This is a genomic window from Armatimonadia bacterium, from assembly GCA_039679385.1.
GTDB lineage: Bacteria > Armatimonadota > Zipacnadia > Zipacnadales > JABUFB01 > JAJFTQ01.
In genome coordinates, this window is sequence record JBDKVB010000104.1 from 1 (window position 1) to 26,579 (window position 26,579).

Sequence of the window (26,579 nt, forward strand, 5' to 3'; positions counted from 1 at the left end):
TGCAGCCCCGTGCACCACTCATACAGATCGGTGAACAGGTACAGGGTCGGCATCGAGAAGTCCCAGTAAGACGGGCCTTCATGGAACCCACCGTCCGTACCGATGGTCAGCGCGGTCCGCTCGTAGCGGTCCCAGGCCCAGGCAAGCCAGTTGGCCGCCTCCGGGACTTCGCCATACACTGCCGCCGCGCCGAGAGCCAGCGACAGGTGCGAGTACCAGTAGTGATTCTGCTGATAGCTGAGGCCGCCTCCGGCGTGGTTGGAGAGCGAGGCTTCGTAGACCACCTTGCACTGCCGGGCAATCGTGTCCCGGACTCGCTGACGCAGGTCCTCCGGCAGGTAGTTGTAGAGCCAGTCGTAGGCCAGCGCGACACCCTCGATGAAGTACTCCGCATCGAGGTCCACGCCGCAATCCGGGTACTTCGTTGCCTCCTCGAGCCAGGCCGTCACGCCCGCGAGCTGGGCCGGATCCGGCTGTAGCAGATACCCCAGGGCGTAGCTCCCCAGGTCCCGGAAGCCGCCGCCATTCCGTGATCCCGTCTTGTAGGCAGACGGCTTGCGGGTCAGAGGGCTCGGAAGTTTGTAGAACCGCTTCCCGGCCTCGGTTGCCATGCGGTCTCGAAGGGTCGGCAGGTCGGCCTCCGTGAGCAGCAGTCGTGGGTGTTTCGCGTTGAGTTCCGGGCGCAGGGGTGCCTGCGGTGGCTTCACCCGCAGCGTATCCACCCGCACCGACTTGAGCACACTCCCCGGCCCTTCTCGCAGAACCAGACCCACGCGGTGCTTGCCGGGCGTCGTGACCTCGAAGGCCTGGGAGGCCTCCGCAATCGCCGCTCGGGAGATCGCCAGCGGGCTGGTGGACTGCACGCCGTCAAGCACGACCCAGAAAGAGTCCTGCCCAACAGTATCGGCCCTGGCCTCGACCGTGACCCGGTACCGACCCGGTTCCTTGAGGTCGAGCTCCACCTCGAAGACGAATCCCTGCTGCGTGATGCCGACGCTGTGACCCTCCACCTGCTCCATCTTCAGTCCACGGCTATACTGGGCCAACTGCTCCCCGACGGCCGTGAAGACACCATCGCGAGACAGGATCGGTGTGTCCATGAGGTTGTCGACTGACACCCCGCTGAAGGGGCCAACCGTCGCGGCAACGGCAACCATCGGCAGCAGAGTCCAGGTAGCAAGCATGAGCACTCCCTCGCTTTCCGGCGTTCAGCGCTCTATCCTCGACTTATTGCACCACGGCCGTCTCTGCACCTTCCCCCTGGGAGCCCTGATCGTCGCCTGTCCCTGCGGTGCGCCGAGCTTCCCACCGCTTCACCGGCCTGCGTGACCACAAGCTGCGCTACTGATTCCGGCAAGCTGGCCGACCAGGCCCCAGAACCCTTCGCGCGGACTCAACCTGGCCTCCCTCTGGGCCGCGTCGAATCCGCGCGAGATGTCGTCTTCAGGCTCTTGCGATCCCAACAACCGTGCGCTAAGGTGCGACGATGTCGCCCAGCAGCAGGATCGCCCCGACCCGCATCGCAGTACCGTCGTACTTGCGCGGGTCATACCCCGGCTTGGTCTTCTCCTTGTCGGTCACGATCGACCGGTTCGGCTGCTCCGGATGAATCTCCACCGTCACCTCGTGGACCTTGTCCTCCATTCCCGACGCAATCCCCAGAGTCGCCAGACGATGGTAGGTGCAGTAGCTGTCGAAGCGCGGTCGCGGGTCGCTCGCCTTTCCGTCGACCGTCACCACAGCCTGACCGCCGTCCGGGCCGAGGATGTCATACAGCTTCGCCCCGGTGCCCCTGAATCGGAACTGGATCTTGTCGCCCGGTCGCAGCGCTTCCCACATCTGCGGCATGTACTTGGCGAAGGACGCACCCATGCCCTTGGTCGGATCCAACCTCGTCCAGCCCGGCGAGAGCATCCAGGGCTCCAGGAACACCATCTTGGCGGTCTCCCAGTTGTCCGCCACCATCGGCGCCTTGAGCTCATGGGCGCCAGGTTTGGGGGCGGGCTGCATCTGCCGGAGGGCGTCGGCGATGACGTCCGTGTACATCTGGTGCGGGGCGTCTAGCGGGTGTACGCCGTCGGTCGAGAACAACATCACACCCTCGGGAGTCGGCTGCACTGTCCCGGCCGCCTCCTTGGGCGGCACGTAGATCAGCTTGCCCTCCTCGGCCAACTGAACCGTGCGTAGCGCCATGTTGATCGAGGGGATCCCATAGTACTCGGCCAGAATCTCATCGGCGCCGGCGGCCTGCGGGCACATCCCCTTCAGCAGGTCCTTCTCGTAGCCCACCCGAAAAGTGTACACGAAACACAGGTCAGTGCTCGGGTCGGCCTGCCAGGTCTTGCGGACGATACCCTCCATGGCACGCCAGATGTTCAGCGGGTCGGCGCCACCATCATTCACCGAGAACTCCACGAAGACCAGGTCGGGCTTGTGCCGAAGCACGTCTTGCTCATACCGGTAGACTCCAAGGTCGGACCCGGTACCACCGATGGCAGCGTTGATCTCGACCACCTTGGCCCCGGGGAAGGTATCCTGGAACCACTTCGTGGTCTTGGGTCGCCAGCCGTTCGCCGCCGTGATGCTTCCGCCGAAGTAGGCGATCCGCACCTCCTTGCCGGCCTGGAGCTTAGCGAGCACATTTCCGAGCCCGCCTCGGGTCTGGAAGAGCTTGGCCGGCACCGGCTCGTACTTGGGCGGCTCGGCTGCCAGTGTGTTCAGGGTCAGTGTGAGCATCAGGGCGACTCCCAGGCTCAGGATTCTTGTCATCGCGGTCCTCCTGACGAGTGTGAACGTGTCTGGACACCTCTCCGGCTTTCCAGTCGACGCTATCCTTTCGCGAAGGCCTGCTCCGGCAGCAAGGACAGCACCGGCGGCAGAGCGGGATCGAGAGTGATCTTGTTGTCCTCCACTACTCCCTCGTCGGCCCGGGCCAGTTGGAAGGACCACACCTTCCCGGCGCCCGTCCCGACCGGGACCTTCACCTTCACCTCAGGCGTCTTCAGCGTCGTCTGCCCCGTCGCCACCTGCTTACCCTCGGGGTCGAAGACGTTCACGCGGATGGTCTCCGGCCCCCAGCCCTTGGCGGTGATGGTGAACTCAGTCAGCCCCGTCGGGACTGTGAAGTACAGCCGCCCGACCACACCGATGAAGGAAGCCTCCTGGACCGTCGTGATCCCGACCGGAACATTGGCGCTGACCACCTGATAGGAGCAGCCGCCTGAAGACAGCGTGAGGAACAGCGGCCCATCGGTGCCCGGAGTGAACTGGACCGTCTCCTGCGTGTTGTGGGCGATCGTCCCGCTCTGGATGGTCTGCAGCTTGAGGTCGCGGACCATCCACGAGAGCGGGTGCTCGTTCTTGCCAACGGGGATGTCCTTCAGCGTCAACTCAACCGGCACGCCCGCCTTTGCACCGAGTAGCAGCAGGTTCTCGTTCCGAAGCCTTGCCTCGGGGAGCTTGACGGTCTTCCCCGGAAGGGCCGGCATCACCAGCGGTGCCTGCGATCCCACCTTCCCGACCAGGCTCGCACCCCAGTCTTCCGGAGTCTCTCTCGGGGCGTTCTGGGCGGCGAAGTTGCCGGCGGCAATGGCCTTGTTGGCCCAGGTGAACCACTTGAAGTAGTCCTTGTGAGTGGTCTTGTACTCCGGTCCCTCGTAGAAGATCCAGTAGCCGTCGGTGGCCTCCGAGATCATCACGGCGTTCTTGCCGCAGAACTCGGCGTCCGCCCCGCGAACGATGGGGTCGATGCCACCGGCGTACATGAAGTGGTAGCCAGCCGCCTTCGCCTGCTCAAGGCCCGCGTTGAGGTTCTTGCGGTTGCTGGCCAGCGAGGCCGGCTCGGGCAGCATCTTGGAGGGTCGCCCGTAGGTGCAGGCATCAGCCAGAATCAGCGGGGCAGCCTCAGTGCCCCACTCAGGCCAGGTCCCCTCGACCATGAAGAAGGTCCCCGGCGCCGGGTAGACGCAGAACTGGAACTCCGGTGCATACTTGTCTACCTCCTGGCGCAGGGCCCGGCAGCGCTCCCGCCAGTGGCTGACCTGGAACTTGGTGAACTCCTCATGCAGCTTCTGCTCCTCCAGCCAGGCCTTCCGCTGTGAGAGCTCCAGCTTCGGGAGCTGAATACCCTTTGCCGCAGCGAACTTGCCCAGAATCAGGTCATCATAGGATAGCTGGTACAGGTTGCCTGACCCGCCGGCGGAGTAGTTCTCGTAGTCCAGGAACACGCCCATGAGATGCTCGTTCTGAGCGCACATCTTCGCGTACTCCACCACGTACCGCGTCGTCCAGGCCCAGAACTCGTCCGAGTTGGGGCTGTACAGATTCTGCTCACTACCGTTGGCCCACACTACGCGCTTGCCGGCCGCCTCAGGGCCTGCGGGCGCTCCCAGTGAGCCGCGCATCCAGGGCATGTGGTAGATGCCGTACTTCTCACACCACTGCGTCACCTGCCGCACCTCCTCCAGCCTGTCAGAACCCGACCGTGGGGAGAAGACATTGAAGCCTGCCTCCGCTGCCTCCTTGACCATCCACTCCTTGGTCACCCAGCCCTCCTCCGGCTGCATGACCTTGTCCACCAGAATCCGCAGCTTCTCCGTGCGGCCGAGATCCTTGCGTGCGACACCCATGCGAGTAGCTGGCTGCTCCTGGGCCCAGCCGATCGACAGCACGGACAGAAACAGCGCGATGGTCCAGTATCTGAGCGAACGCTGCAAAAGGGTCACCTCCGGGAGGGCTCGTACTTCTGACAGAAGATAGTATTCCGCAGCACCGTCACTTCACCTTGCTGCTCGTCCTGTGCAGGCGGGCGTTCCTGGGCACGTGACGCTGAAGAGGAGGTCCTGGTCGGACTGTGGGCGAAGCCCTGCTCCGCCTTCCAGCTCAGTCTGCTACTGAAGGGATCAGCCAGCCCGTGTCCGATGCCAACGTGACCGAGACTGCGGACCAGCCCACTCAGCCTGCGCCGATCGAGGCCGGGCGTCCTCTATCTGCTGCGGGGCGTGTGGCACGGTTGGTCTTCATCTTCCTGCTCTGCGTGTACCTGGTGACCAACCGTGGCTCGGTGTGGTCCTCCGATGCCGCTCTGCGAATCGGCCTCACGGAGCACCTGGTCAGCTATGGTAAGCTGGGCTACCCTCCCGACTGCTTACGGTGGCTGCAGGTCGACCAGGGCCGCATGATGTGGGGCCCCGGTCATCCCTTCCTTCTGGTCCCCTCGGTTCTCGCCGGGCGACTGGCGGTCGTCGTAACGCACCCCGCCGATCCGCTCAAAGCAGCCAAGCTCCAGCAGCTTGTCCGTGAGTTGGGAGCCACCGTCACCAACGCCCTCCTGGCCGCCTTCACCAGCGCCCTCCTGCTCATGACTGGTGCGGTCCTGGGCTACTCCCTCCGGGTGTGCCTGCTCGCGAGCCTGACCTTCGGCCTGGGCTGCATCTGGTGGCCCTACAGCCAGGACGCCTTCTATGAGGTCCTCCAGGGAACCTGCCTCCTGGCCGCCTTCTACTATGCCCTTCGCTACGTGCGTCGGCCCTCGGTGAGCACGGCCGTCCTGTGCAGCGCTGCCCTGGGCTACGAGCTCATCACCAAGCTCCCGAATGCCTCGATGCTGCTGGCGATCGTCGCCTACTGGCTGGTCTGGCGGGCTACGCACAAGGGCAAGAGCCCCTTGCGAGAGGGCAAGGCGCTGGCCGCCTTCGTGCTGGTCTTCGTCGCCTTCGGCCTCGTGCAGGTCTGGGCCGACTGGAGCTGGTCGGGCAAGCTCTTCGCCAGTCAACTCAGCAAGGACCCGGACTTCCAGCTTGCCCTGCAGCAGGGGAACATGCTCCTGGGGGCTCTCCAGGCACTCTTCGGACTGGACTGTGGGCTGCTATGGTACAGCCCGCTTCTGGTTGTCGGGCTGTTGTGGCTGCCTGCGCTGGGTCGTCGCGACCGTGCCCTGGCGGCCGCCTTCGTGATCACGCTTCTGCTCGGGTTGGCGATAGTCGGCAAGACCATCCTCATTCAGGGACGCTCCTGGGGACCACGCTACTTCGCCGAGGTCTTCCCGATCTTGGCACTCACCCTCTTCCCGTGGATCGACTCGGCCCTGCAACCTCAGCGCCGGGCTCTGCGTCGCTTCACCATCGCCTTCTTCTGCTTGGCTGTCGTCCTCCAACTCCTGGCGACGACCGTGCACATGGAGCGCTTCTGGGATGACAACCGCCGCATGGGCGAGGTGGCGGCCAGTCGCTTCCCCAACAATTGCCCCCTGGCTCGCCGTCCCGCGGAGTTGGCACAGGTGCTGCACAGCATGGCCTCCCACGAAGCCTGGGGATTGGCAGCCGAGAGCCGTGACGCCCGCAGTGCCGAGCATCTTGCCGACCGTGCCCGACCGCTGAACGTGCTGAACTATTGGTGGTCTCTGGCCTACTACCAGCGAGTTCCCTGGCCGGCCTTGGCCTTCGTGGTCTTGCTGCTGCTGTCGGTCGGAGGAGTGTGTCTGCGGAGTGCGGTCCATCAGGTGCGTGCCTCCACCTGAGGTTCGCCTCGTGCCTAAACTGAAAGGGCCGGGCAAGGTCCCAGCGGGAGTTACCCTCACTGGACTTGCCCGGCCCTCTTCGTGACTCTCAGATGGAGCGGTACGAGGTGCTACTTCCCCTCAATCGCTGCCGGACGCTGCTGCGCCTTGCGGATGCGCTCGAGATCGAACTTCATCCCGCGGTCGAAGGTGAAGATCCCGTTCTGCTCCTGGTACACGTCGGTGAGCTGGGTGTAGCAGTAGCCGAACATGAGCGGGTCATCCAGCAGCACTGCGCAGAGCCCCTCGAACCGCTGGTAGAACTCCTCCAGGGTCGTCGGGCGCTGGCCGTAGCCCCAGGAGGCCTCGCCCGGCTTCACCTCGGGGTTCCACCAGATGCCGCCGAACTCGCTCACGAAGAACGGCTGGCCCTTGTAGGGAACCGACCAGGGCGTATCCGCCGGGCCGTTCATGAAGGGCTTGCCCTCTGCCAGACCGGCCTGGCGCTCCCGCAGCTTCTCCGGGTTCTGCTCGTAGTCGTGGCAGTCGTACACGTCGGTCTCGAGCACGCGATGGGAGTACCCGGAAGTGTCCAGCACCGGACGCGTGGTGTCGAGGGCCTTGGCCGCCAGGAAGACTCCCAGCGTAACGTCGCTCAGGCCGACGACTTCGTCCGTGATCGGCTGGTGCGTCTCGTTCAGCCCGCACCAGCCGACGATCGACGGATGCGAGTAATCGCGCAGGATGACCTCGAGCCACTGGGCAACGCTGGTGGCCTTCGGGTCGTCGCGGCTCATACCCCAGTCACCGAACTCGCCCCAGACGAGGTAGCCCATCTTGTCGGCATGATAGAGGAACCGTTCCTCGAAGACCTTCTGGTGCAGCCGGGCGCCATTGAACCCGGCGGCCATGCTCAGCTCGATGTCCTTGACGAGGGCCTCATCACTCGGAGCCGTCAGGATTCCGTCGGGGTAGTAGCCCTGATCCAGCACCAGCCGCTGGAACAGCACCTTGCCGTTGAGCTTAACGGCCTTGCCGTCGATGCTCACGGAGCGCAGACCGGCATAGCTAACGATGCGGTCGACCACTGCATCGGCTTCGTCCACGAGCTCGATCTCCACGTCGTACAGGAAGGGGTCCTCCGGGCACCAGAGCCTGCGGCGGTCAGCGGCGATCGGCAGGTCCAGATGCGGCGAGAGGTCCAGGTCGGCGGCGCACTCCGCGCTTGCGACAACGCCCTTGTCGTCCCCAAGCGTAGCCCGCAGCTTCATCCCTGGCTTGTTGTTGCTGACGGGCTGGTCGAGGCGGATCACACTGTTGGCGACATCCGGCGTGAGCCGTGGCCGACTCAGCGAGCAGCACGGCACCGGTTCCATCCACACGGTCTGCCAGATCCCCGTCGTGCGGATGTACATGCACCCGTAGTTCTCGTACCGCGGGCTCTGCTTGCCGTGGGGGATGTCCTTTCTCGCATCGTCTCGGGCTCGGACCACGATCGTCGCGGTCTCCCCGGCGCTGACTACGCCGCCCAGATCGCAGGTGAAGGGAGCGAAGCCGCCACGATGCCGGGCCACTTCGACGCCGTTGACCCACACCGTGGTGTCATAGTCCACGGCCTGGAAGTGCAGCAGCACTCTGCGACCGGCCCACTCCTGGGGGATAGCGACTTCCCGCCGGTACCAGACCGCGTTCATGAAGTCGACGTGCCCAATCCCGGACAGCTCCGACTCGGGGCAGAAGGGCACCTGGATTGTGTCCTTCAGTTCGCGGTCCTTGAGTCCGCGAACCAGGCCGCTGTCGCCGTAGTCAATCTCAAACTGCCAGGGCCCGTTCAGGCACAGCCAGTCCTCTCTCACAAACTGCGGGCGCGGGTATTCGGGGCGTGGAAGGTCCATTCGGTTACCTCTCTTTTGATGCTGTCTGCGCTGCGTCGCGCTCCATGCACTTGAAGATGAAATCGATCACTGGTGTCGGGTCGGCAAGTCCATGCGGATGATGTCCCACGCCGGGCTTGCAGATGACGGTGATGCTGCCACCGAGCTTCTCGTACCGCTCCTTGACGACCCCCGTGTTCTCCTCCCAGGGCACAGCCTCATCCGCATCGCCGTACACGTGGATCAGTGGGAGGTGCGCCGCCGCGAGCGGCTGAAGGTTGTCCACAGGGTTCTTGCCATAGGCCAGCGCTTCGGCCTCACTCGCGAAGTGATAGTCGTGCTGCAGCTTCTCCCAGTCTGCCGGGCTTCCCTTGCCCTTGCCTCTGCCCGCAGGCCAACTCTTGAAGTCGCACACCGGAGCGTCGCCGTAGACGCACAGCACCTTGTCGGTGTTGCGAGCCGCCCAGTTGTAGCAGTACAGGCCGCCGCGACTAAGACCCTCCAGGATCGGCTTGCGCGACAGACCGTAAGTCTGCGTCATCTCCCGGTACAGCACGTCCCAGTGCTTGAGAGCATCCGGGCAGCCGAAGGTGTTCCCGACGGTGATATACACCAGGTGGAACCCCTTACCCAGGAGTGCGATGTCGGTGCCGGGGAAGGAGTCGAAGAACTCGGCCCGCCATACCCAGGGCTTGCCGGGCAGTGCCTGCTTCGGCTCTACCACAATCGTCTTGCAGCCGTCGACGAGGAAGTCGTGCCGCGCGAACCCGTTGTACTCCGACTTCTCTCCGGGGAAGGGCGTTCCCTCGGCCGACGCCGGGACCGTCGCCAGCGACAGTGCGAGCGCCAGTCCGCCGGCGCCGATGATACACCAGATGCAGGTAGTCATTGAAGTCTTCCCTCTCGCAGGAATGCTGGATTGCAGGAGCCTGCGGCAGCACGCAAGCTCCCAGAACTCTACACTTTCCGCAGTACCATGGACCCGTGGCCGTCCAACTGCGCCTTGCCCTTCACGGTGTCGCCGCTCACGACCTCCACGTAGGAGCCGTCGCCCAGGCAGACCTCCGCCGGTGAGGCCAGGAAGTTCAGCAGGAACAGGAACTCCTTGTCGCCATCGGTCCGCACCTGTGCCGTGACACCTTCGGGCAGCTCCGTCTCCAGGGCCTTGCTCACGCCGGCCTGCTGAAGCAGAGCGTCATAGAAGCTGCTCAGGAAGGACTGCTCCGCCCGGGTGGCAAGGTAGTACGCCTTGCCGGAACCGAACTCGTTCACCGTCAGGCAGGGCGAGCCCGCGTAGAAGCTCTGACCGTAGGTCGCGAGCACTTGCGCGGTCTCCGCATGGATCTGGTCGCAGAAGGTCCGACCGGCGAACTCCCCTGTGAGGCCCAGTGGGTTCCCGTGCTGCAGGACTACGGTGTTGGCCTCGTCGTCATACAGCACGTCGATCTCCTCGGCCCAGATGCCCAGGACCTCGCGCAGGGGACCAGGCCAGCCGCCCAGGAAGCACAGGTCACTCTCGTCCGCGATCCCGGTCAGGTACGTGGCAACGAAGGTTCCGCCCTTCTGGACGAACTCGGCGATCCGGCTTGCTACTCCCGGCCGAAGCATGTACAGCATCGGCGCCACCAGAAGCTTGCAGCCGTCGAAGGGCTGCTCGGAGTCGATCACCTTGACCGGCACGCCCTTGCTCCACAGCGTCCGGTAGTGGTCGATGCAGGTGGCCATGTACTGCTTGTCACGTCGCGGACCGCGCGCTTCCTCAACCGCCCACCAGTTCTCCCAGTCGAAGATCAGCGCCGTCTCGGCCGGAACCGTGGTGCCGATCACGTCATCGAGCTTCTCCAGCATCTGCCCGACCTCGGCGACCTCGCGGAACACCCGTGGTTTCTCCGTGCCCTCATGGTCGATGACCGCGCCATGGAACTTCTCAGCGCTGCCTCGGCTCTTGCGGTACTGGAAGTACTGTATGGTATCCGCCCCATGGGCGATGGCCTGCAGCGACACCAGCTTGAGCACTCCAGGGCTCTTGAGCTTGTTGATCTCCTGCCAGTTCTGGGCGCTGGGCGAGCTCTCCATCAGCATGAAGGGCTGGCCGCCGCGCATCGACCGGTTGAGGTCGTGGCACAGCGAGATATGCGCCGCATGATCCAGTTGGTTCGGCCGGTCATGGTAGCTGGGATAGCAGTCCCAGGAGATCACGTCCAGCTCAGGCGCGAACCGCCAGTAGTTCAGCGGCTTGAAGGTCCCCATCATGTTGGTGGTGCAGGGCGTCTTCGTGTCGAACTGCCGCAGCGCCGCGATCTCGTGCCTCATGAAGTCCACCGTCTGATCGGTCACGAAGCGCATCCAGTCCAGCATCAGCCCGTGGACGCTGCCGTCCTGAGGCTCGATCTGGTCCCAGTCACTGTACCGGTGGCTCCAGAAGGCCGACCACCACGCCTCATTGAGCGCGTCGAGGGTGCCGTAGCGCTGCTTGAGCCACTCCCGGAAGGCCGCATAGCACAGCGGGCAGTGGCACTCGCCCCCGTACTCGTTCGACAGGTGCCATACGCCCAGCGCCGGGTGGTCGTGGTAGCGCTCGGCGAGCTTCCCGTTGATGATGCCGACCTTCTCACGGTACACCGGCGAGGTCATGCAATGGTTGTGGCGGGCGTTGTGCCGGTTGCGGATTCCGTCCGGGCGCACCCGCAGGACCTCAGGGTACTTGAAGGACATCCACGCCGGACGCGCGCCACTGGGGGTGGCAAGCACGGCCACCATGTTCTCCTTCGCCATGCGGTCGAGGAGCCGGTCGAGCCAGTCGAAGGTGAAGACGCCCTCTTCGGGCTCCAGGCCCATCCAGGAGAAGATGCCGACACTGAAGGAGTTCACCCGCGCGAGTTTGGCGAGCCGGAAGTCCTCGTCGATGATCTCGGGCATGTGCAGCCACTGGTCGGGGTTGTAGTCGCCGCCGTGCAGGAAGTGAGGGAACCGCTCAACGACGGGGGGATAGCTCCTGGGCATGGAAGAAGCCTCCTGAGCAAGGGTATGTGCGGAAAACCGGCCGCAAGACTTGCGGCCGGCGGGTTGCAGTGGGACCGGTCTGCCTCCACCACCACCACAACCTCACCTCCCGCCGACAGGCAAGAGATGAACCTTCTTTACTTCGCTCTTCCTCAGGCGAGACCTCCACCGGCGCTCCTCCTCCACTGCGCCACCGAAGAGAACACAGAAGGGGCAGGACCGAAGTCCTGCCCCTTCTGTGCACAGAGAGTTGCAGCCTGCGAGTCCCTAGGAACTGGTCGGCGGCACAGCCTCGTGACTGCTCGCCAGCGCGTGCTCTCCTGCAGTGCCTACCATCGGCGCCGGCTTTGGGTGCACGAAGGCGTACACCAGACAGGAGCAGCCCATCAGCAGGAATCCCATCACGGCGAAGGGCCAGCGCAGGCCCATATGCGAACTGAGGTATGCGCCGCACAGGGGACCGAAGGCCGTCCCGAAGGACCCGGCGGAGGTGCAGAACCCGTAGGCCCGCCCGTAGATCTCCCTCGGAACCGAGTTGCCGATCATCGCGTTCATCGTCGGACTGGTGCCGCCCGTCGCGAACCCGGCTGCAATCCGCAGGCCGAAGAGCTGGCCGATGTTCTGGACCAGCGCCTGCGGAATCGAGAACAGGCCGGTGCAGAAGGTAGTGCAGACCAGTAGCCTGCGGTGGCCGACACGGTCACTGATGCGGCCGATGACCACGGCAGCGATTCCCGAGGCGATCCCGGTGACGCCCATGAGCAGCCCGCTGATACTGGCCGGCTTGTAGCCCACGGCGATCTTCTCCACAAACAGCGGGAAGATCGGCGCGACGAAAGTCGTCGAGAAGCTCATGAAGAAGAACACGCCCAGCAGCGCGACGAGCCCCTTCACACCGAAGCTCTTGCGGAGGCCGTGTTGAGCCGGGGCTCCCTTGGGGCGAGGCGTGAAGTGCTCGCGCACGAGGAACACCACGGCAAGCCCGGCGATGCAAAGCAGGATCCCCGAGATACGGAAGGGCACCCGGTAGCCCAGTTGGTCGGCCAGCATTCCGCCCATCCACGGGCCGAAGCAGTTGCCCATGATGACCGCCGTGTACATCAGCCCCAGGCTGTAGGCGAGACGGTTGCGAGGAGTAACGCTGGAGACCAGCGCCGTCGTCGCGGTAACGGTTCCGGTAAGCATCCCCTGGCAGGCACGTAGCGCCAGAAGCTGGTATACGTTCTGCACCGAGCCCATCAGCAGCAGCACAGCCGCACCGCCGAACATCGCCCGCACAACCATGACCTTGCGACCGACGCGATCAGCCAGGTTTCCCCAGATGGGCGAGAAGATCGCCATGCTCAGCCCTGCGGCGGTGATCACAACGCCCGCCCACAGGGCGACCTGGGCCTCGCCTTTTATCCCCAGATCGCGGATGAAGAAGGGCATGAAGGGCATGACCATTGCGAAAGCAAAGATGCCCATGAACTGAGCGCACCACGCAGCATAGAGTGTGCGCTGCCAACCCTGTTGCGCTTCTGCCTCGGTGACTGCAATGCCTGCTTCGGACTTAGCCGAGTGTGACATGGTAGAAACGCCCTAACTATGAAGAAGAGGGAACCGTGGGCATGGAGAGGAGCGCTGCCCACACGAACGAGGGGTCCCCGGCACCACGTATCCGCCTCTGGTAGGCCCCTACTGTAGGCCCGGTCACTCGGGCTGTCAACCCCGTCGGACAAAGCAAGAAGGGCGCCTTGCGTGCGCCTCTGACCGCCTCACGACCTCTCTGCGGGCACACCAAAAGGCGGCCGCCTTTGGCGGACCTAATACCCTCACGGACGACCGCCGACGCGTAGCTGTTCACCTCAAAGGGGGCGATTCCCCTGACTTTTCAGCCGATCCCTACCGGACCGAGAGCGTCCCCAGGGCGCTGATCTCCGTCCGGTGTTGCTTGCGGTCTTCGCCGCCGCAGATGAACACCCGACCGTCCGGCAGAAGCAGCGGGTTCATCCCGATGGCCGCTAGAGGCAGCTCCCCGACCTCAGTGTAGGCCTCGGTGATCGGGTCGAAGCACAGGATCTTCTCGGTGAAGGACTCCGGCTTCATCATCACTGCCGGCCACTTCACATACCCGCCGAACAGGTACACCTTGCCCTTGATGGCCAGCGCCTGACAGCCCCGCATCGGGTAGGGTAGATCCGGCAGTCGCCGCCAGCGGTCGTGGGCCGTCTCGTAGACCAGCGCGTCGTCGAGGTTGACCATGGCGCCATCGCGCTCCGCATAGCCGCCGAAGGCATAGAGATTGCCCTCGAGAGCCGCGACCGCCGGCAAGGTTCGGCCGGGACCGGGCATGGCACGCAGCGTCTGCCAGCCCTCCTCCGGATGGGCCGTGTTCACCATAAGCAGGTCGTTGTAGAGCTTACCGTCCAGGCGGTTGTCCGGCGCACCGGCCACGACGTACAGCCGGGGACCGATGGCCGCCGCTGAAGAGTAGACGCGGGGTGCCGGCAGTGCCGGACCGCGCAGCCACTCGTAGCTCTTGCCATAGGGCACGCAGATGATGGTGTCCTGGTAGTCGCGGGTGCCGTCCGAGCCGCCGCAGACCAGCAAGCGACCGTTGACCACCGCAAAGGCGCTATAGGCTACCGGGAAGGGCAGCCCCGGTCCTTGCGACCAGGTATCCGTTGCCGGATCGTAGATGTCCAGGTCTCCGCTCCACAGCTTCTGCCCGTCTGTCCAGTGCGTTCCGCCGACTGAGAGCACCTTGCCGCGGAGCACTCCACAGGCATGGCCGCCCTTCCCGACAGGCATATCCGCAGCGGATTGCCACGAAAAGGACGGCCCGCCGGAAGCGTTGGCCCCGGCGCAGGTGACAAGGCCGATCATGAGCACTATCACCCTCTGGATTTGGTAGCCGCAGAAGGCGGCCCCTGGAACTGAGTTAGCGCTGAACACGAGTGCACCCCTTCTGGTAAGCGCTGTCCCGAAGGCCTCCCTTCCAGCCCTGTCGCGAGACAGCCAAGGAACCTCAACCCCCTAAGACTAGCCGAACCACACCCCATAGCGCAAGAAGGGACCACCCAGGGCGGCTCCGAGACTCCCCCAGATCGCCCCGGCGACGATGAAGTGCCCCAGTGCAAACCCGAGGAAGCCGGGTAGCGCCGTCAGGTAGGCCTGATGCCCCCCGTAGCGCAGGATGATCGACTTCAGAACCCACACGATCAGGAACGGACCCCATAGAATCGCTCCAAAGGAGCAGGAGACCGCATAGCCCAGAGGGTGGAAGGGAGACCCGAAGATCCTGGCGCGGAGGAGGCTCAGAAGCCCGATGAAGGCTCCACCGCTGAGTGTCGCAACAATCCGGGGATTGTCGGGCTGCTGCGGCATCTGGATGGCCTTCCACAGCCCGGCAAACTCGGTCTGCGCGTGCCCCGAGCCCCAGATTCCGCCGCGAAGTCCGACAGCGCCCTTGTCGTAGTAGGGCACCAGGTGGAACCACCAGGACGCCAGCGCTCCCAGGGCGACGGCCCCCAACAGCAGCAGGAAGGTCGAGCCCTTCTTCACGCCGCCGCTCTCGCCCAGGGTCAGCCCCTCAATGCCATAGCCGGAGATCGAGGGGAAAAAGCCCCGGGACAGGAAGATGAACAGCGTGTAGATGGTGGCTGAGCGGTACTGCGGGCCCGGTCCGACCCACAGCTTTGAGTTGATGAAGTACCGAATCGACTTGTGGGCCAGACCGTAGGGGAAGGCCCAGATGAGCGGCACACCGATCTCCGCCCGCAGACGTCCGTAGACGACCGACATCGCAATGAGCACCAGGAAGTAGGTGATCGCCAGCCACGGCGCCATTCCCGCTGCTACGCAGAAGACGATCAGCCCGATGAACCCCAGCACCGCTCCCGCGAGCGCCAGCTTCATCGTCAGCGTCGCTTCCTGCTTCTTGGCCTGGAACCCGAGCCAGGCCCGGGCGGCGTCGCCAAAGGAGTGACGCGCCTTCCAGAACAGAACCGCGGCCAGCACCACGTAAGCGCCGGTCCCCTGCTCTGCGGTGAAGGGCACACCGGAGACCCGGTAGCCGCCGGCCGAGAAGGCCACGGCGACCAGCTTGTTGAGGATCGTGAAGAACCATATGGAGAAGGACAACTCGGTGGAGATCAGGTAACCCAGACCGATGAGCTCCGGGCGCAGGTACAGCTCCAGAGGCTTGATCGCATCCCAGGGCGCACCCGTCAGGGCCTTCACGAGGTCGAACTTCATCGAGCCACTGGGGCCGCCGAAGAACACGCCCTGGATCATGCTGTAGGCGTCGAGCAACAGCGCCAGGAAGATGCCGATCCAGGTCGCGCGGCACTTGAAGAAGGGCACCTGCGAGTAGTTCGGATCGACCATCTGCAGCGGAAGGCGCACCAGCGGGAAGACCAGGCGTTCGTCCTCCACCCACGGCTCGCTGAAGAGCACCATCAGGGAGAACAAAACGCCGGCGAAGAGCACATAGAAGCCCGTCCAGACGAAGATCGGGGTCGCCCAGGCGTGCCACGGAACATGGCCGGTCGGCGAACTCTCGTAGAGCCAGCGGTGGATGGTTGCGTCCTGGGGCGACATCCAACTCGGGATCCAGCGTGCCAGTTCCTCCAGCGGCGCCGCCGGGCTGCTGTAGTAGAAGGGCGCGGAGAGGCAGGCAATCAGGAACCGCCCGACGCCGCAGGCAAACATGAAGGACGCGACCGTAACGAACAGAAAGACCGTGATGATCTCCGAGACGGAGAGCGGCTCGATTCGGCGGCTGCGACGGAGCAGGGGGTTGACCAGCAGCAAGAGCACCAGCGCACCGACGCCCGGGATCGACGGGACGGCTTCAGTGCCCTGACAGGCGAGAGCGATGATCTCCGACTGGCGGATCCAGTACCCTGACAGCCACGTCAAAACGATGGCGATCAGCACCGCGCGGAGGGTGAGGCCGTGGCGCCTGGGAGCTGCTGTCTCTTCGTGCTCGTGACCTTGGACGGCCGATGAGGCGTCGGCAGGTACGCTCTGGGGAACAGGCGGGTGCGGGCTCAAGCTGGCTGTCGGCTCCTTTTGGGCGACTGCGGCACCCCGGGGTCGCTGCCTCCGCCTGCCGCGGTCAGATACAGGTCGTCACTTCCTTTGTGAACTGGTTGTTGCTCTCCGTCAGGGACTATCGCTCTTCGATGGCGATGGCGCGGGCCCAGCCGCTATCCATCCCGCGGACCTTGAAGGGCAGGGACATGAAGAAGAACTCCTCGCGCTGCAGTTCGTCCAGATGATCGAGGAACTCTACAAGGTTGCACCCGGCGCCCAGGAGGATCTCGTGCAGCTCCCGTCCCTGAGGGATGTCCACGGAGAGGCGTACGAAGCTGTCGATCCCCAGGAGCTTGATCTGATGAGCGGCCAGGTAACGAGCAGCGTCGGGGGTCAGGTAGGGCAGGTCGCTAGAAGCGACAGAGGCTGCTCCGGGCCCTTCCTTGCGGCACAGCACGCAGTCGCCGGGCTGAATCCTCGCGTCGAGTTGCTGCGCACAGTAGTCGGCGGTGATGGCGGCGCCACCCAGCGATTCGTCGACGTGCAGCAGTATGCCGCGTCCGTAGAAGGCCTCGAGGGCAAAGGCCGTCACGTCGGCACCCTCGGGCCAGTAGTGCGCGGGAAGCTCCACATGCGTCCCGACATGGGTATGGGTGCAGGTGACGTCGTACTTGAAGCAATCGTCCGGGAGGGTCGCCCGGGTGGCGTCAAAAGGCCGGTCGGCCCGGGCTCCGGGCACGACCTCAAAGGACAGGTCCACGACGCGGTACCGCTCGGGGTCAATCCGGAACATGGACACCGTACCTCCAGGGGCCATCACCTAGACAATTCCGCTCCGAGGCCCGAGTCACCTCCTTCCCCCAGGGGGTGCACTGTGTCCAGATACGCGAAACGCCGCAACCGAAGTTGCGGCGTTTCCCAAAGGTACGGCTGCGAAACGGTTCAGTGAAGGTCCCACATCGCGCCGCTGGTAGACCAGTCGCCACGCCGGGTCATCCACTTGGTGTGCCCGTCCATGAGCAGGAAGACGGCGCCCTCGTTGTGGCGGCAGTCCACGTTGTAGGGCCAGGCGGTGGACCCGGAGAAGCTGACCCCGCAGATGTAGACGTTGCCCTGGTTCTTGTCCGCGGCGGCGATCGTCTGTGACGGCTCCTCGATCGCCCCCAGCGCGATCGAAGGGACGGGATGCGGAGACCCACAGCCTGACGGGAACACCGTCTCATTGAGCCCATAGCCGGTCTTGTGGGTCGCGTTGCTCGGGTTCCAGTCGTTCTTGCTGGGGCAGACGGTCACCTGGCGGTTCTTCATGTAGGGCATCAGGTCGTCATACCAGGCGACACCGAAGGGCCGCTGATAGTACGGAAGGGTCTCGTCGTAGTCCTCCGCATACATGAGGACCGCCAGTCCGATCTGCTTGAGGTTCGACAGACACGCGCTCTGGCGCGCCTTCTCCCGGGCTCGGGCAAACACCGGGAATAGGATCGCGGCCAGGATCGCGATGATGGCGATGACGACCAGAAGTTCGATGAGGGTGAAGGCCGAGGAACGACGACGGGCTACCATGCGTTAGTCTCCTTGTGAGCCGTCGGCGACTGACGCCGGCGGTGGTGGGTCTGATGGCACGAGACACAGCATACCCAACTGCGTCTATGTCAACCGATATGATCGGCCGGAGGCGACCAGAGTGAAGGTCTGTGCTGCCGCCGACCTCCACTTCCCGCGCCAGGGGCATGACTGGTGTGCGGAGTTGGCGCGGCGTATGTGTGGCTCCGGGGCGGATGTCCTGGTGCTGGCCGGCGACCTTGCGACGGGCAAGGAGGACGACTACCGGGCGCTCCTGGGCCTGTTCGAGGAGTTCACCGGGCCGAAACTCTTTGTCCCCGGCAACCATGACCTGTGGGGCGAGGCCGACGACCGCGACACCCCTCAGCGCTACCACCGACAGCTCAAGGAGATCGTCGAGCGCCACGGGTTCCACTACCTGCCCGGTGCCCCGCTAGTGGTGGACGGTATCGGCTTCGTCGGGAGCGCCGGGTGGTACGACTACGGCTTCCGCCAGCGCACCAGCCCACAGCCGGAAGTGCGCGTGACACCCTTGCGGGCCCTGCCGGGCGATCCCACGACACGCCTCCGGACGATGAACGGTTGCAGGAACATCCCCTGGGAAGAACTCACGACCACACACTATGCGGGTCGGGCGCTCCTGTGGACCGACGACGGGCAACTCCAGAGCATGCTGTGGAACGATGCCGTCTACGTCGACTGGGGTGAGGACGACGCTTCGGTAACACGGCGCATGGCGATCGAGGTGCAGGCAGACATCGACAGACTGGGAGAGGAGGTCGACGCGCTGGTGGGAGTATACCACTGCGTGCCCTTCGAGCCCCTCCTGGGAGGCGCCGCTGAGGATGTCGGCCTCGCTTACTGCCGGGCCTTCATGGGCTCCCACATGCTGGGTGAGGTGCTGCTCCGTGACGAGCGCTTCCGCATGGCCCTGTGCGGCCATGCTCACCACCAGAAAGTGCTCGAGATCGGCCACCTGGTAGCGGCCAACTGCAGCGTGGCCAACGGCGCCGGCGGTCCCCTGCTGCTTACCCTTGAGACCTGACACCACGTGACAGGTGCTAAGCAGCCTTCAGGCAGCAATCCCCCTTGCCTGAACCACGGCTTCGTGCTACGATCCTGAGGATGTTGCTAACGCCGTCTCCGGGAGCCCTACCTCGTGCACATACCGGATGCCGTCCTGAATGCGCCAGTCTGTGTCGCCACGGCCGCTGTTGCGGTCGTCGGTGTGGGCTTCTGCCTGCGTAAGGTCGAGCGCGATCTGCGCCCCGAGCGTGTGCCGATGCTGGGCGTGATGGGTGCCTTCCTCTTCGCCGCCCAGATGGTTAACTTCCCGGTCCTGGGCGGCACCTCGGGCCACCTGATGGGCACTGCGCTGGCCACTGTGCTCCTGGGACCCCATGCAGCAGTCCTCGTCATGACCACGGTGCTCCTGATCCAGTGCTTCCTCGCGGGCGACGGCGGACTCACCACCCTCGGAGCGAACGTCCTGAACATGGCCCTGGTGCCGGCCTTCCTGGTGGGTTTCATACAGGGCCGCTTCGGGCGTGTGAGCAACCCTCGGCGGCAGCGCTTCGTGACCTTTCTGGCTGCCTGGGCGAGTGTGGTCCTGGCGGCGCTGCTGTGCTCTGCGGAGCTCGTGGCCACTTACGGTCGGTTCTCCGTGGCCACCATCGTCCCCATGATGCTGGGGGTCCATGCGCTGATCGGAGTGGGGGAGGGGCTGTTGACCCTCGGTGCCCTGGCTGTGATCGCCCGGGTGACGCCTGAGCTGACGCCGATTGCTGCGACGGAGGCTGAGGTCGAGTGAAGCGGCGCTGGGTCTGGACGCTACTCGTCGGTCTGGGCATCGCTGCGGTGCTGTCGCCCTTCGCCTCCTCCTTGCCCGACGGACTGGAATGGGCGGCCGAGAAGGCCGGCATCAGTACCGAGTCCCGGGACGACGCTGCACAGCCCGGAACGGCTGCGCCCCTTGCCGACTACACGGTTCCCGGCGTCTCTAGTCCGGCACTGGGCAGTTCCCTCAGTGGGGTCCTGGGAGCGCTGCTGGTGTTCGTCGTGCTCCTTGGCCTCGGCGCCCTACTGACTCGCCGCAAGGCCACCCACACAAGCCGTGCCGCACCTGACGGATCGCCGGCCGATACCACGAGCAACCCAGAGACTGCGGACGATGCTGGCACGGGCTAACCCGGTAGTCAAGCTGCTGTGCGCGATCGGCTTCCTTCTAGCGGTGGTCCTTGCGCCGCCTAAGTCGCCGGTCCGTCTGCTGTGGCTGCTGATCCCGCTTGCCCTGGTGTGGCCTGCGACCGGAGCGCGCCTACGCTCGGTCCTGGGGCGTGTGTCACTGGCCCTGCCCTTTGCTCTGGTCGCTTTCGTCCTCGCCGCAACCTTCCAGGCTTTGCCCCCGGGACAGGCCCCGGTTTGGTCCGCCGACCACCTCTTCAGCGCCACCTCACTGCTGGCCGGTACAGAGCGAGCGGTCCGCGTGCTTCTGTGCGTGACGGCGCTGGCCTTGCTTTCGGTGTGCACGAGCGCCGAAGACTTCCTGCGGGCACTGCGGCAGTTGCGCTTTCCTCGCCTGCTGTGTACTATCCTGGCATTCACAATCCGGTACACGCACACCTTGCGGGATGAGGCGCTGCGGATGATGCGGGCTCGTGATTCCCGCGGGCCTGCCGGTCACGGTGGTCTGCGACGTCGGGTTCATGTGGCTGGATGCCTGATCGGGGCTCTCCTGGTCCGCAGTTGGGAGCGCTCGGCGCGGGTGGGTGCGGCGATGCTGTCCCGCGGCTTCACGGGTGAGTTGCCCCTGCGTCCTGCGGGTCGGCCGCCGGTGGCCGAGGTGCTCGGCGGCCTGCTGTTCCTAACGGCCGTTGGCATCCTCGCTTGGGTGGCCTGACCAAGGCTGCTGTTCCTCGCGAAACGAGCCCGGACGTCCCCAGGAGACCGGGGCCGGACGTCCCCGAGAGACCGGGGCCGGACGAAGAAAGCGAAATCCCCTTGTCCATCGCCTTGCGTGTGGAAAAGCTGAGCTACACCTACCCCGATGGCGTCGTGGCGCTCCACGAGGTCAGCTTCGAGGTTCGGGAAGAGGAGACCGTGGGGATTGTCGGCCGCAATGGCGCCGGCAAGTCCACGCTGCTTCTGCACCTTAACGGGGTCCTCACTGGAACCGGCCGGATCGAAGTCCTTGGGCAGGCTCTCAGCCCGCAGACCCTTGCGCAGGTCCGGCGCGACGTGGGCCTGGTGTTCCAAAACCCCGACGACCAGCTCTTCATGCCCACGGTCTATGAGGACGTGGCCTTCGGCCCGATGAATGCCGGCCTGGGAGACGATGAGGTTCGCAGGCGGGTCGACGAGGCGCTGGCTGCTGTGGGGATGACGGGGTTTGGTGACCGCCCGCCACACCACCTGAGCATCGGCCAGAAGAAGCGTGTAGCAATCGCCACGGTCCTCGTGATGAGCCCTCGGGTGATCGTGTTCGACGAGCCCATGGGGGCGCTTGACCCGGTGGGACAGGAACAGATCCTGCAGCTCCTCGAAGCCCTGCCGGTGGCCAAGATCATCGCCACCCATGACCTTGAACTGGCCCGACGGTTGTGTGATAGACTGCTGGTACTCGACGCCGGGAAAGTGGTGGCAGACCGGCGGGCAGACGAGATACTCAGTGACGACGAGCTGCTGCGGGCTCACGGGCTGCGTCCATGTCTTCCGCCCGCTGCCCGGTGCTGACGTGACCTGGAGACGCTGTGACCGTGCTATGAAGCTACGCCGACTACTCCCCTGGATTGCCCTCCTGTTCTGCGCTCCGGCCCTGTGGGCCGGTGGACTGCTGGTGCCTGCTGCTGAGCAGGGCCGGTCTCCTGCCGAGCTGACCGTCAGTTCGCCTGCGCAGCGGGCCGTGATCTTCCGCCCCGACGATTCCTCCGAGGTCCTGCTCTTGCAGGTCGCGTACCGAGGTCTCGCACGTCCCTTCTGCTGGGTCATACCGGTGCCCGGCGAGCCCGGGACCCAGGACGTGTTCTCCGCCTCGCAGGAGTTCATGGACTCCGTGTTCCGGCGGACCGCTCCGGTCCTGGAGACCGAGATCATCGACCCTCTGGCGCCCTATCATCCCAAGGGCAAGCCCCATCCCGGCGGTGACCTGGCGCTTCCGCGTCCCTATGAACGCTCCCTGGGTCAGCGCGGGCTCTTCAGCGCCGGGGGCTACACGGTCACGATCCTCGATGCCCGCTCCCGCCCCAGTCTGGCCGAGTGGCTTCAGGTCCGCGGGTATGTAGTGCCCAGCGACCTCGACGCGCAGGTCGCCTCCTACGCGGAGCGCAACTGGCGCTTTGTTGCGCTCGAGGGGAAGCCTGTTGCGCCGGCCGACAGCGCAGTCATGGAGTACCTGCGCCCCGTCGGCATCCGCTTCGAGACGAAGCGTCCCGTATACCCGCTGGCGCTTGCCCAGGCGGAGGCGCAGCCCGCAACGCTTCTCGAGTTGGTGGTCATTGCCCCGGTTCCGGTCAGTTGTGAGCAGCCGGCCTCCGTTGACCTCGCTGGTCGCGCGGTGCTGAAGCCGGGTCAGGCCTATGAGCGCTACCGGGCCGGGTTGCGCAAGGACTGCCTGGTGCGGGAGGCCGTGACCCGTGGCGCATGCCCCTACAAGGACCTCGGTTACGATGCTAGCTCCTGGACTGGTTCGCGGAAGCCGCAGTGGAACAAGTTCTGGTCAACCCGTTTCGCCGGGGTTCTGCCTCGCGAGAAGCTGGTAGACCTGATCTTCAAGGGGAACGAGACGCGGCCCTTCCGAGCGCACCTTCAGCGCAGCTATGAAGTGCCTCCACAGGGCCTGGATCTTCTGCGCACCGGGTCTGGGCAGACGGCGGCGGTGCTGGTTCTTGTGCTGCTGGTGGGGACGATCGCCTGGATGGCCCGGCAGACGGCGGAGTTCCACCTGCCGCCCCAGCTGGCCCGGGTGGAGGGTGAGAGCGAAGAGACCAGTCTGTTCCGTGCCCGGCAGAAGGTCGCTGTCACGGGTACGCTCCTGATCGGCCCGGAGGCAGGCTTCTGGGCCTTTTTCCCGCGTTTGGCTGTGTATGCCGGGGCTATCGCCCTGGCGAGACCGGCGTGGTTCGGCCTGACCTACCGCATCGACTACCTGCGAGGTGCGAGGCTGTTCCTGGGCGGGCAGATAGCCTGGTGGCAGGACCTGCTGTGGGTGCTGGTGCTGATCGCCTGGTCGCTGCTGGCCCTGCGCTACGTCTCCCGTGCGCCACGTGGTGACGGACGGCAGCGAACGCTGGTGACCCTCCTCACGGTGCTGCTGTCCGTGGTCTGGCTGGCCCTGGTGGTGTTCGCTCCTCCGGCGTCGATGCGAGAGGCGGCGAAGCTTGGGGCACCCGGCATCGTATTGCTCGCGCAGGTGGCGGCATCACTCACCACCGTGGCCTTCTCGGCCTTCGTGGCGTATCTGGTGGCGGCAGGTCCCTGGGTGTCGGCCGTCTCGCGGCGCCTGGTGGCGGAGTTCGTGCTGCTCGCGGCCGTGGTCCTGCTGGCGTCCCCCGTGGTGCTGGGCCGTTCCGCGACCCGGCAGGCCGCTGAGCAGGCTGAGAAGTCACGCTGGGAGGCCTACGGTCAGGCAGTCGGCGAGGTGCAGGACGCCCTGGCGCAGTTCCGCCTGGACCACCGGGCGTATCCGCTGAGTCTGGGCGCACTGACGGCCTCCGAGCCCCTGCGCGAGGGCGTTGACCCGGCCGGTAACCGCCTCGGACTCGCCACGCAGGGCCCCGCGGTGCCCTATCTGGCCTCCCTGCCTCGAGACCCACTCACCGGGGCAGCCACGCACTGGCTCTATGACCCACTCTCAGCCGACCTCGTGTGGTCGGAGGTCTTCCAGACGGTGGTCACGACTCCCCTTCAGGATGCAGCGGTCGCTCCGAAGCCAACAGACTACTGGCGGCTTCCGGCTCCCGAGGCTCTCCGAGAGGCCATGGGCAAGGCCCGCGACGTGCTCTTCGGCTCGCCCGACTCCCTTGTGCGGGTGGCGAACGGTACCGTGGACCTGGTGGAGGCCGTCGACCTTCACGGTCTGCGCGCCGGACTGTGCCCTCTGCGTGAGGTGCCCGGTCTGGACGAGCCGCGCTTCGCTGTGGCGCCGGACCGCTCCTCAATGATGCTGTCCTGTGCCGTCCGCCGTGAGATCGTGGCGGGCTCCACTACGCCCCGGGTCAAGTCTGCCGTCTTCGACGTGTCCAGCTCCGGCACCCGGTTGACCCCTCTCGGTGCGCCGGTGGATGGTCAGGTCCTGGCCCTTCAGACCTCGGGCGACGGAGTCCGTGCCGGGTGCATCCTCAACAGTGGCTACGCGGGACGCGACGAGCGCAGTCTGTGGTCCTTGGAGCCGAACGGGGAGTGGCGCGGTCCGCTGACTGAGAACGTGCAGCGGTTCCTGTGGCATCCCACCCAGGCTTGCATGATCGCTCTCGTGACTCGCGACGATCTGCCCACAGGTTCCTCTCGGCCCGTATGCGATCTTGTTCGCGTCTGGCCCGACGGGCGCAACGATCCGCTGGATCCGGGACAACGCTATTCGGACGCGGTTCTGGCCGCAACCGGCACTGAGGTCCTCGCGCTGACGGCTGGCGGCAGCCTGCGTGCGCTGAGTACCGATGGGGAAGAAAGTCGCGATCTGGAGGTTGGCGGAGCCCCTGTCCTCGATGCGCTGTACCTGGGCGAGGAGCGTGTGGCAGTGCTGCTGGGGCCATACCAGAAGCCCACAGGCGAGCCCTCGACGGGGCAGTTGGTGCTGTTCAACCTTGCCGAGGGCGAGCAGAGCAGCATCTCGCCGGTGGCGCCGAAGGGCACCCTCTGGGTCGGTGGCCGAATCCTGGGCCACCATGCGCCAACAGGGTACCTCTTCCTGCGGCTCTGGCAGCGTGACCCTCAGGCCGGGAGGGTAGTCATGGTCAACCAGAACGGCGGCCCGGTGCAGGAGATCTCCCTGGCAACCAAGTAGCCGGTCTGGCGGAGGTTTGTGCAGGCACAAGCAGCACGGACGGAATCGCAACGGGGAACCAGCCTCCTAAGGAGGTCGGTTCCCCGTTACTGGTTCTCGTGGCAGTGTGGCGCGAGCGCCTACCGCTTGCGAAGCACGAAGTAGTCCACGTTGAGGTTGTAGTCCATGATGGTGGTCAGGCGGAAGGTGTGAGTGCCCTTGCTGAGTTTGAGCGGGGGCAGGTCCTTGCTTCCGGCCAGTTGCACGAACCACCACTCGCCCGGTCCGTGAGCCCAGCCGCCGGTTCCGGGGAGCTGAAGCATCGAAAAAGCCCGGGCCGGGACCTTGCCGTCAAGCTTGAGTTCGCGCAGGGACAGCGGCTCGCCACAGGCGATCTTGGCGAACAGATCGTACTCGCCCGTCGCGGGGACCTTGGCCGTCCATTCCAGCCAGTGCCCGGCGCCACCGTAGTTGAAGATGCTCTTCCCGCCGTGCTGGTCGACGTGGTCGCCGACGGAGACGGTCACAGCGCCTCCGCCCTGGCCGGTGAAGTCCTCAGCTTCAACGAGAATGCCGTCCTCGGGCATCTTCTCCACACGGGCCACCTCAACGGGCTTCGTGAGCAACGAGAAGGAGACGACGGCGACGCAACTGCGGAGCAGGTTGTAGCCCGGCAGCGTGAGGCGCAGGGGCGTGTCGCCGGTCATCCCGACGGTGCCCTTGCTCTCAAGATTCGGCCCGGCCGGCACCCAGTCACTGACGACCTGGCTGCCGATGGTCAGCACGGGCGTGCCGCAGTCGACACCCCCGGGCAGGATCAGCGTCGCCTTGCCGACGCCGACGGGGAGACTCACGGTTCCCTCGGCGGACATCTGCTCAAGGCTGAAGTTGGCGGTAAGCTCGCCGGCCTTCTTGCCGCAGACGGTGACGGCGATCTTCTGGCCCTGATCGGGCTGCTCGCCGGTACCTTCCCAGCCCACCTGGCCTTCATGCTCTCCGGGGTGCAGCTTCAGGATGGCCACGGAGGAGGCGGTGTCCCAGCCGAGTGCGGACTGGGAGAGACGGGTCTTGTCCAGATAGCCCCAGAGCGGGGGGTGGGGAAGACGGACGCGCAGCTCAACCGGCTGTTTGGCGCTGCTGGAGATCAGGGCTCGGTCGGGCATGTAGCGCACCGCGTAGGCTCCCGGCACGCTGGCACGGAGGATCTCGCCGCTCGTTGCCGGGGCGCTGTCTGCCGCCATGGTCACGAGGGGCAGGGCCAGTAGGCTAAGCATCAACAACGACGATCGGACCATCGAATCATCTCCTTCAGATCACTGCGGCCGCCAATTCACGCCATCTACAGGTCGACCTCAGGCTCTCCGAAGCAAATTCACCACCCCTGTACGCGACTCCTCCTTGCTGAGGTCGAACCGATCACACTCGGGCAAACAGCCTCGGAGACGTGCGAAGGACTCGTTGCCTGCCTTTCTGCGGCTATGCTATAATCCTATCGACCCTAAGATCAAGGTCCATGACAGGGTGGCAGTCTTGTCGCCTGATGGCGAGTTACCTCTTCTATTAGTATTGCTGATCGTGTCCGCCTTCTTCTCCGGAAGCGAGGTGGGCTTCCTCGCAGTCGGACCTACGCGCGTGCGTCAGT

At 65.2% G+C, this 26,579-nt stretch carries 19 protein-coding genes; 7 read left to right on the plus strand and 12 right to left on the minus strand.

The features are described 5' to 3' along the window. From ABFE16_12425 to ABFE16_12435, 3 genes are all read right to left on the minus strand, one after another. A partial coding sequence (locus ABFE16_12425; protein MEN6346096.1) for a DUF4962 domain-containing protein occupies positions 1–1,184 on the minus strand: 1,184 nt, incomplete at its 3' end. 289 nt (positions 1,185–1,473) lie between these two features. Further along, the gene (locus ABFE16_12430; GenBank protein MEN6346097.1) at positions 1,474–2,769 is read right to left on the minus strand and encodes an SGNH/GDSL hydrolase family protein; all 1,296 of its coding nucleotides are present in this window, start codon (positions 2,767–2,769) and stop codon (positions 1,474–1,476) included. 59 nt (positions 2,770–2,828) lie between these two features. Then, positions 2,829–4,715 (minus strand): hypothetical protein, encoded by a 1,887-nt coding sequence (locus ABFE16_12435; GenBank protein MEN6346098.1) that lies wholly within the window; start codon positions 4,713–4,715, stop codon positions 2,829–2,831. 197 nt (positions 4,716–4,912) lie between these two features. Here ABFE16_12435 and ABFE16_12440 point away from each other — a divergent pair, with 197 nt between their 5' ends. After that, entirely contained in the window at positions 4,913–6,517 is a 1,605-nt protein-coding gene (locus tag ABFE16_12440) for a hypothetical protein (GenBank protein MEN6346099.1), read from the plus strand. Positions 6,518–6,627: 110 nt separating this feature from the next. On the opposite strand, the gene ABFE16_12445 is transcribed toward ABFE16_12440, so the two are convergent. The 8 genes from ABFE16_12445 to ABFE16_12480 all read right to left on the minus strand — a co-directional run bounded on the left by ABFE16_12445 (position 6,628) and on the right by ABFE16_12480 (position 17,958). After that, positions 6,628–8,391, minus strand: coding sequence for a sugar-binding domain-containing protein (locus ABFE16_12445; protein MEN6346100.1), 1,764 nt, complete (start codon positions 8,389–8,391; stop codon positions 6,628–6,630). A gap of 4 nt (positions 8,392–8,395) precedes the next feature. Continuing rightward, the gene (locus ABFE16_12450) at positions 8,396–9,259 is read right to left on the minus strand and encodes an alpha/beta hydrolase (GenBank protein MEN6346101.1); all 864 of its coding nucleotides are present in this window, start codon (positions 9,257–9,259) and stop codon (positions 8,396–8,398) included. A gap of 68 nt (positions 9,260–9,327) precedes the next feature. Next, the gene (locus tag ABFE16_12455; protein ID MEN6346102.1) at positions 9,328–11,373 is read right to left on the minus strand and encodes a beta-galactosidase; all 2,046 of its coding nucleotides are present in this window, start codon (positions 11,371–11,373) and stop codon (positions 9,328–9,330) included. A gap of 267 nt (positions 11,374–11,640) precedes the next feature. Further along, positions 11,641–12,942, minus strand: coding sequence for an MFS transporter (locus ABFE16_12460; protein ID MEN6346103.1), 1,302 nt, complete (start codon positions 12,940–12,942; stop codon positions 11,641–11,643). A gap of 315 nt (positions 12,943–13,257) precedes the next feature. Then, on the minus strand, positions 13,258–14,241 hold the full coding sequence (locus ABFE16_12465; GenBank protein ID MEN6346104.1) for a hypothetical protein: 984 nt from the start codon (positions 14,239–14,241) through the stop codon (positions 13,258–13,260). Positions 14,242–14,397: 156 nt separating this feature from the next. Next, positions 14,398–16,296, minus strand: coding sequence for a DUF6785 family protein (locus tag ABFE16_12470; GenBank protein ID MEN6346105.1), 1,899 nt, complete (start codon positions 16,294–16,296; stop codon positions 14,398–14,400). A 235-nt stretch (positions 16,297–16,531) separates the two neighbouring features. Then, a complete protein-coding gene (locus tag ABFE16_12475) occupies positions 16,532–17,188 on the minus strand; it encodes a cyclase family protein (protein ID MEN6346106.1) in 657 nt (218 codons plus the stop codon). Positions 17,189–17,337: 149 nt separating this feature from the next. Beyond that, positions 17,338–17,958 (minus strand): DUF1559 domain-containing protein, encoded by a 621-nt coding sequence (locus ABFE16_12480; GenBank protein MEN6346107.1) that lies wholly within the window; start codon positions 17,956–17,958, stop codon positions 17,338–17,340. 121 nt (positions 17,959–18,079) lie between these two features. Between ABFE16_12480 and ABFE16_12485 the strand changes: the two genes are divergently transcribed. From ABFE16_12485 to ABFE16_12510, 6 genes are all read left to right on the plus strand, one after another. Next, on the plus strand, positions 18,080–19,003 hold the full coding sequence (locus ABFE16_12485) for a metallophosphoesterase (protein MEN6346108.1): 924 nt from the start codon (positions 18,080–18,082) through the stop codon (positions 19,001–19,003). A gap of 114 nt (positions 19,004–19,117) precedes the next feature. Beyond that, positions 19,118–19,768: an energy-coupling factor ABC transporter permease gene (locus ABFE16_12490; GenBank protein MEN6346109.1), complete on the plus strand. Its 651-nt coding sequence runs from the start codon at positions 19,118–19,120 to the stop codon at positions 19,766–19,768. Continuing rightward, the gene (locus tag ABFE16_12495) at positions 19,765–20,145 is read left to right on the plus strand and encodes a PDGLE domain-containing protein (protein ID MEN6346110.1); all 381 of its coding nucleotides are present in this window, start codon (positions 19,765–19,767) and stop codon (positions 20,143–20,145) included. The genes ABFE16_12490 and ABFE16_12495 overlap by 4 nt, the downstream gene beginning before the upstream one ends. Next, positions 20,129–20,857, plus strand: a complete 729-nt coding sequence (gene cbiQ / locus ABFE16_12500) for a cobalt ECF transporter T component CbiQ (protein ID MEN6346111.1) — start codon at positions 20,129–20,131, stop codon at positions 20,855–20,857. The genes ABFE16_12495 and cbiQ overlap by 17 nt, the downstream gene beginning before the upstream one ends. A gap of 95 nt (positions 20,858–20,952) precedes the next feature. After that, positions 20,953–21,690 carry an ABC transporter ATP-binding protein gene (locus ABFE16_12505; GenBank protein MEN6346112.1) on the plus strand — a complete coding sequence of 246 codons (738 nt, stop codon included), beginning with the start codon at positions 20,953–20,955 and terminating at the stop codon, positions 21,688–21,690. Between the two features lie 28 nt (positions 21,691–21,718). After that, positions 21,719–24,958, plus strand: a complete 3,240-nt coding sequence (locus ABFE16_12510) for a DUF2330 domain-containing protein (GenBank protein MEN6346113.1) — start codon at positions 21,719–21,721, stop codon at positions 24,956–24,958. Positions 24,959–25,077: 119 nt separating this feature from the next. Here the strand turns inward: ABFE16_12510 and ABFE16_12515 are convergent, their stop codons facing one another. Continuing rightward, positions 25,078–26,232: a hypothetical protein gene (locus ABFE16_12515; GenBank protein ID MEN6346114.1), complete on the minus strand. Its 1,155-nt coding sequence runs from the start codon at positions 26,230–26,232 to the stop codon at positions 25,078–25,080. Positions 26,233–26,579: the final 347 nt, after the last annotated feature.

What these genes read in the sequence shown, in the direction of transcription:
- ABFE16_12430 (MEN6346097.1), bottom strand. Translation starts at nt 2,769, where the DNA reads ATGACAAGAATCCTGAGCCTGGGAGTCGCCCTGATGCTCACACTGACC.
- ABFE16_12445 (MEN6346100.1), bottom strand. Translation starts at nt 8,391, where the DNA reads ATGGACCTTCCACGCCCCGAATACCCGCGCCCGCAGTTTGTGAGAGAG.
- ABFE16_12450 (MEN6346101.1), bottom strand. Translation starts at nt 9,259, where the DNA reads ATGACTACCTGCATCTGGTGTATCATCGGCGCCGGCGGACTGGCGCTC.
- ABFE16_12455 (MEN6346102.1), bottom strand. Translation starts at nt 11,373, where the DNA reads ATGCCCAGGAGCTATCCCCCCGTCGTTGAGCGGTTCCCTCACTTCCTG.
- ABFE16_12460 (MEN6346103.1), bottom strand. Translation starts at nt 12,942, where the DNA reads ATGTCACACTCGGCTAAGTCCGAAGCAGGCATTGCAGTCACCGAGGCA.
- ABFE16_12465 (MEN6346104.1), bottom strand. Translation starts at nt 14,241, where the DNA reads ATGATCGGCCTTGTCACCTGCGCCGGGGCCAACGCTTCCGGCGGGCCG.
- ABFE16_12475 (MEN6346106.1), bottom strand. Translation starts at nt 17,188, where the DNA reads ATGTTCCGGATTGACCCCGAGCGGTACCGCGTCGTGGACCTGTCCTTT.
- ABFE16_12480 (MEN6346107.1), bottom strand. Translation starts at nt 17,958, where the DNA reads ATGGTAGCCCGTCGTCGTTCCTCGGCCTTCACCCTCATCGAACTTCTG.
- cbiQ (MEN6346111.1), top strand. Translation starts at nt 20,129, where the DNA reads ATGCTGGCACGGGCTAACCCGGTAGTCAAGCTGCTGTGCGCGATCGGC.
- ABFE16_12510 (MEN6346113.1), top strand. Translation starts at nt 21,719, where the DNA reads ATGAAGCTACGCCGACTACTCCCCTGGATTGCCCTCCTGTTCTGCGCT.
- ABFE16_12515 (MEN6346114.1), bottom strand. Translation starts at nt 26,232, where the DNA reads ATGGTCCGATCGTCGTTGTTGATGCTTAGCCTACTGGCCCTGCCCCTC.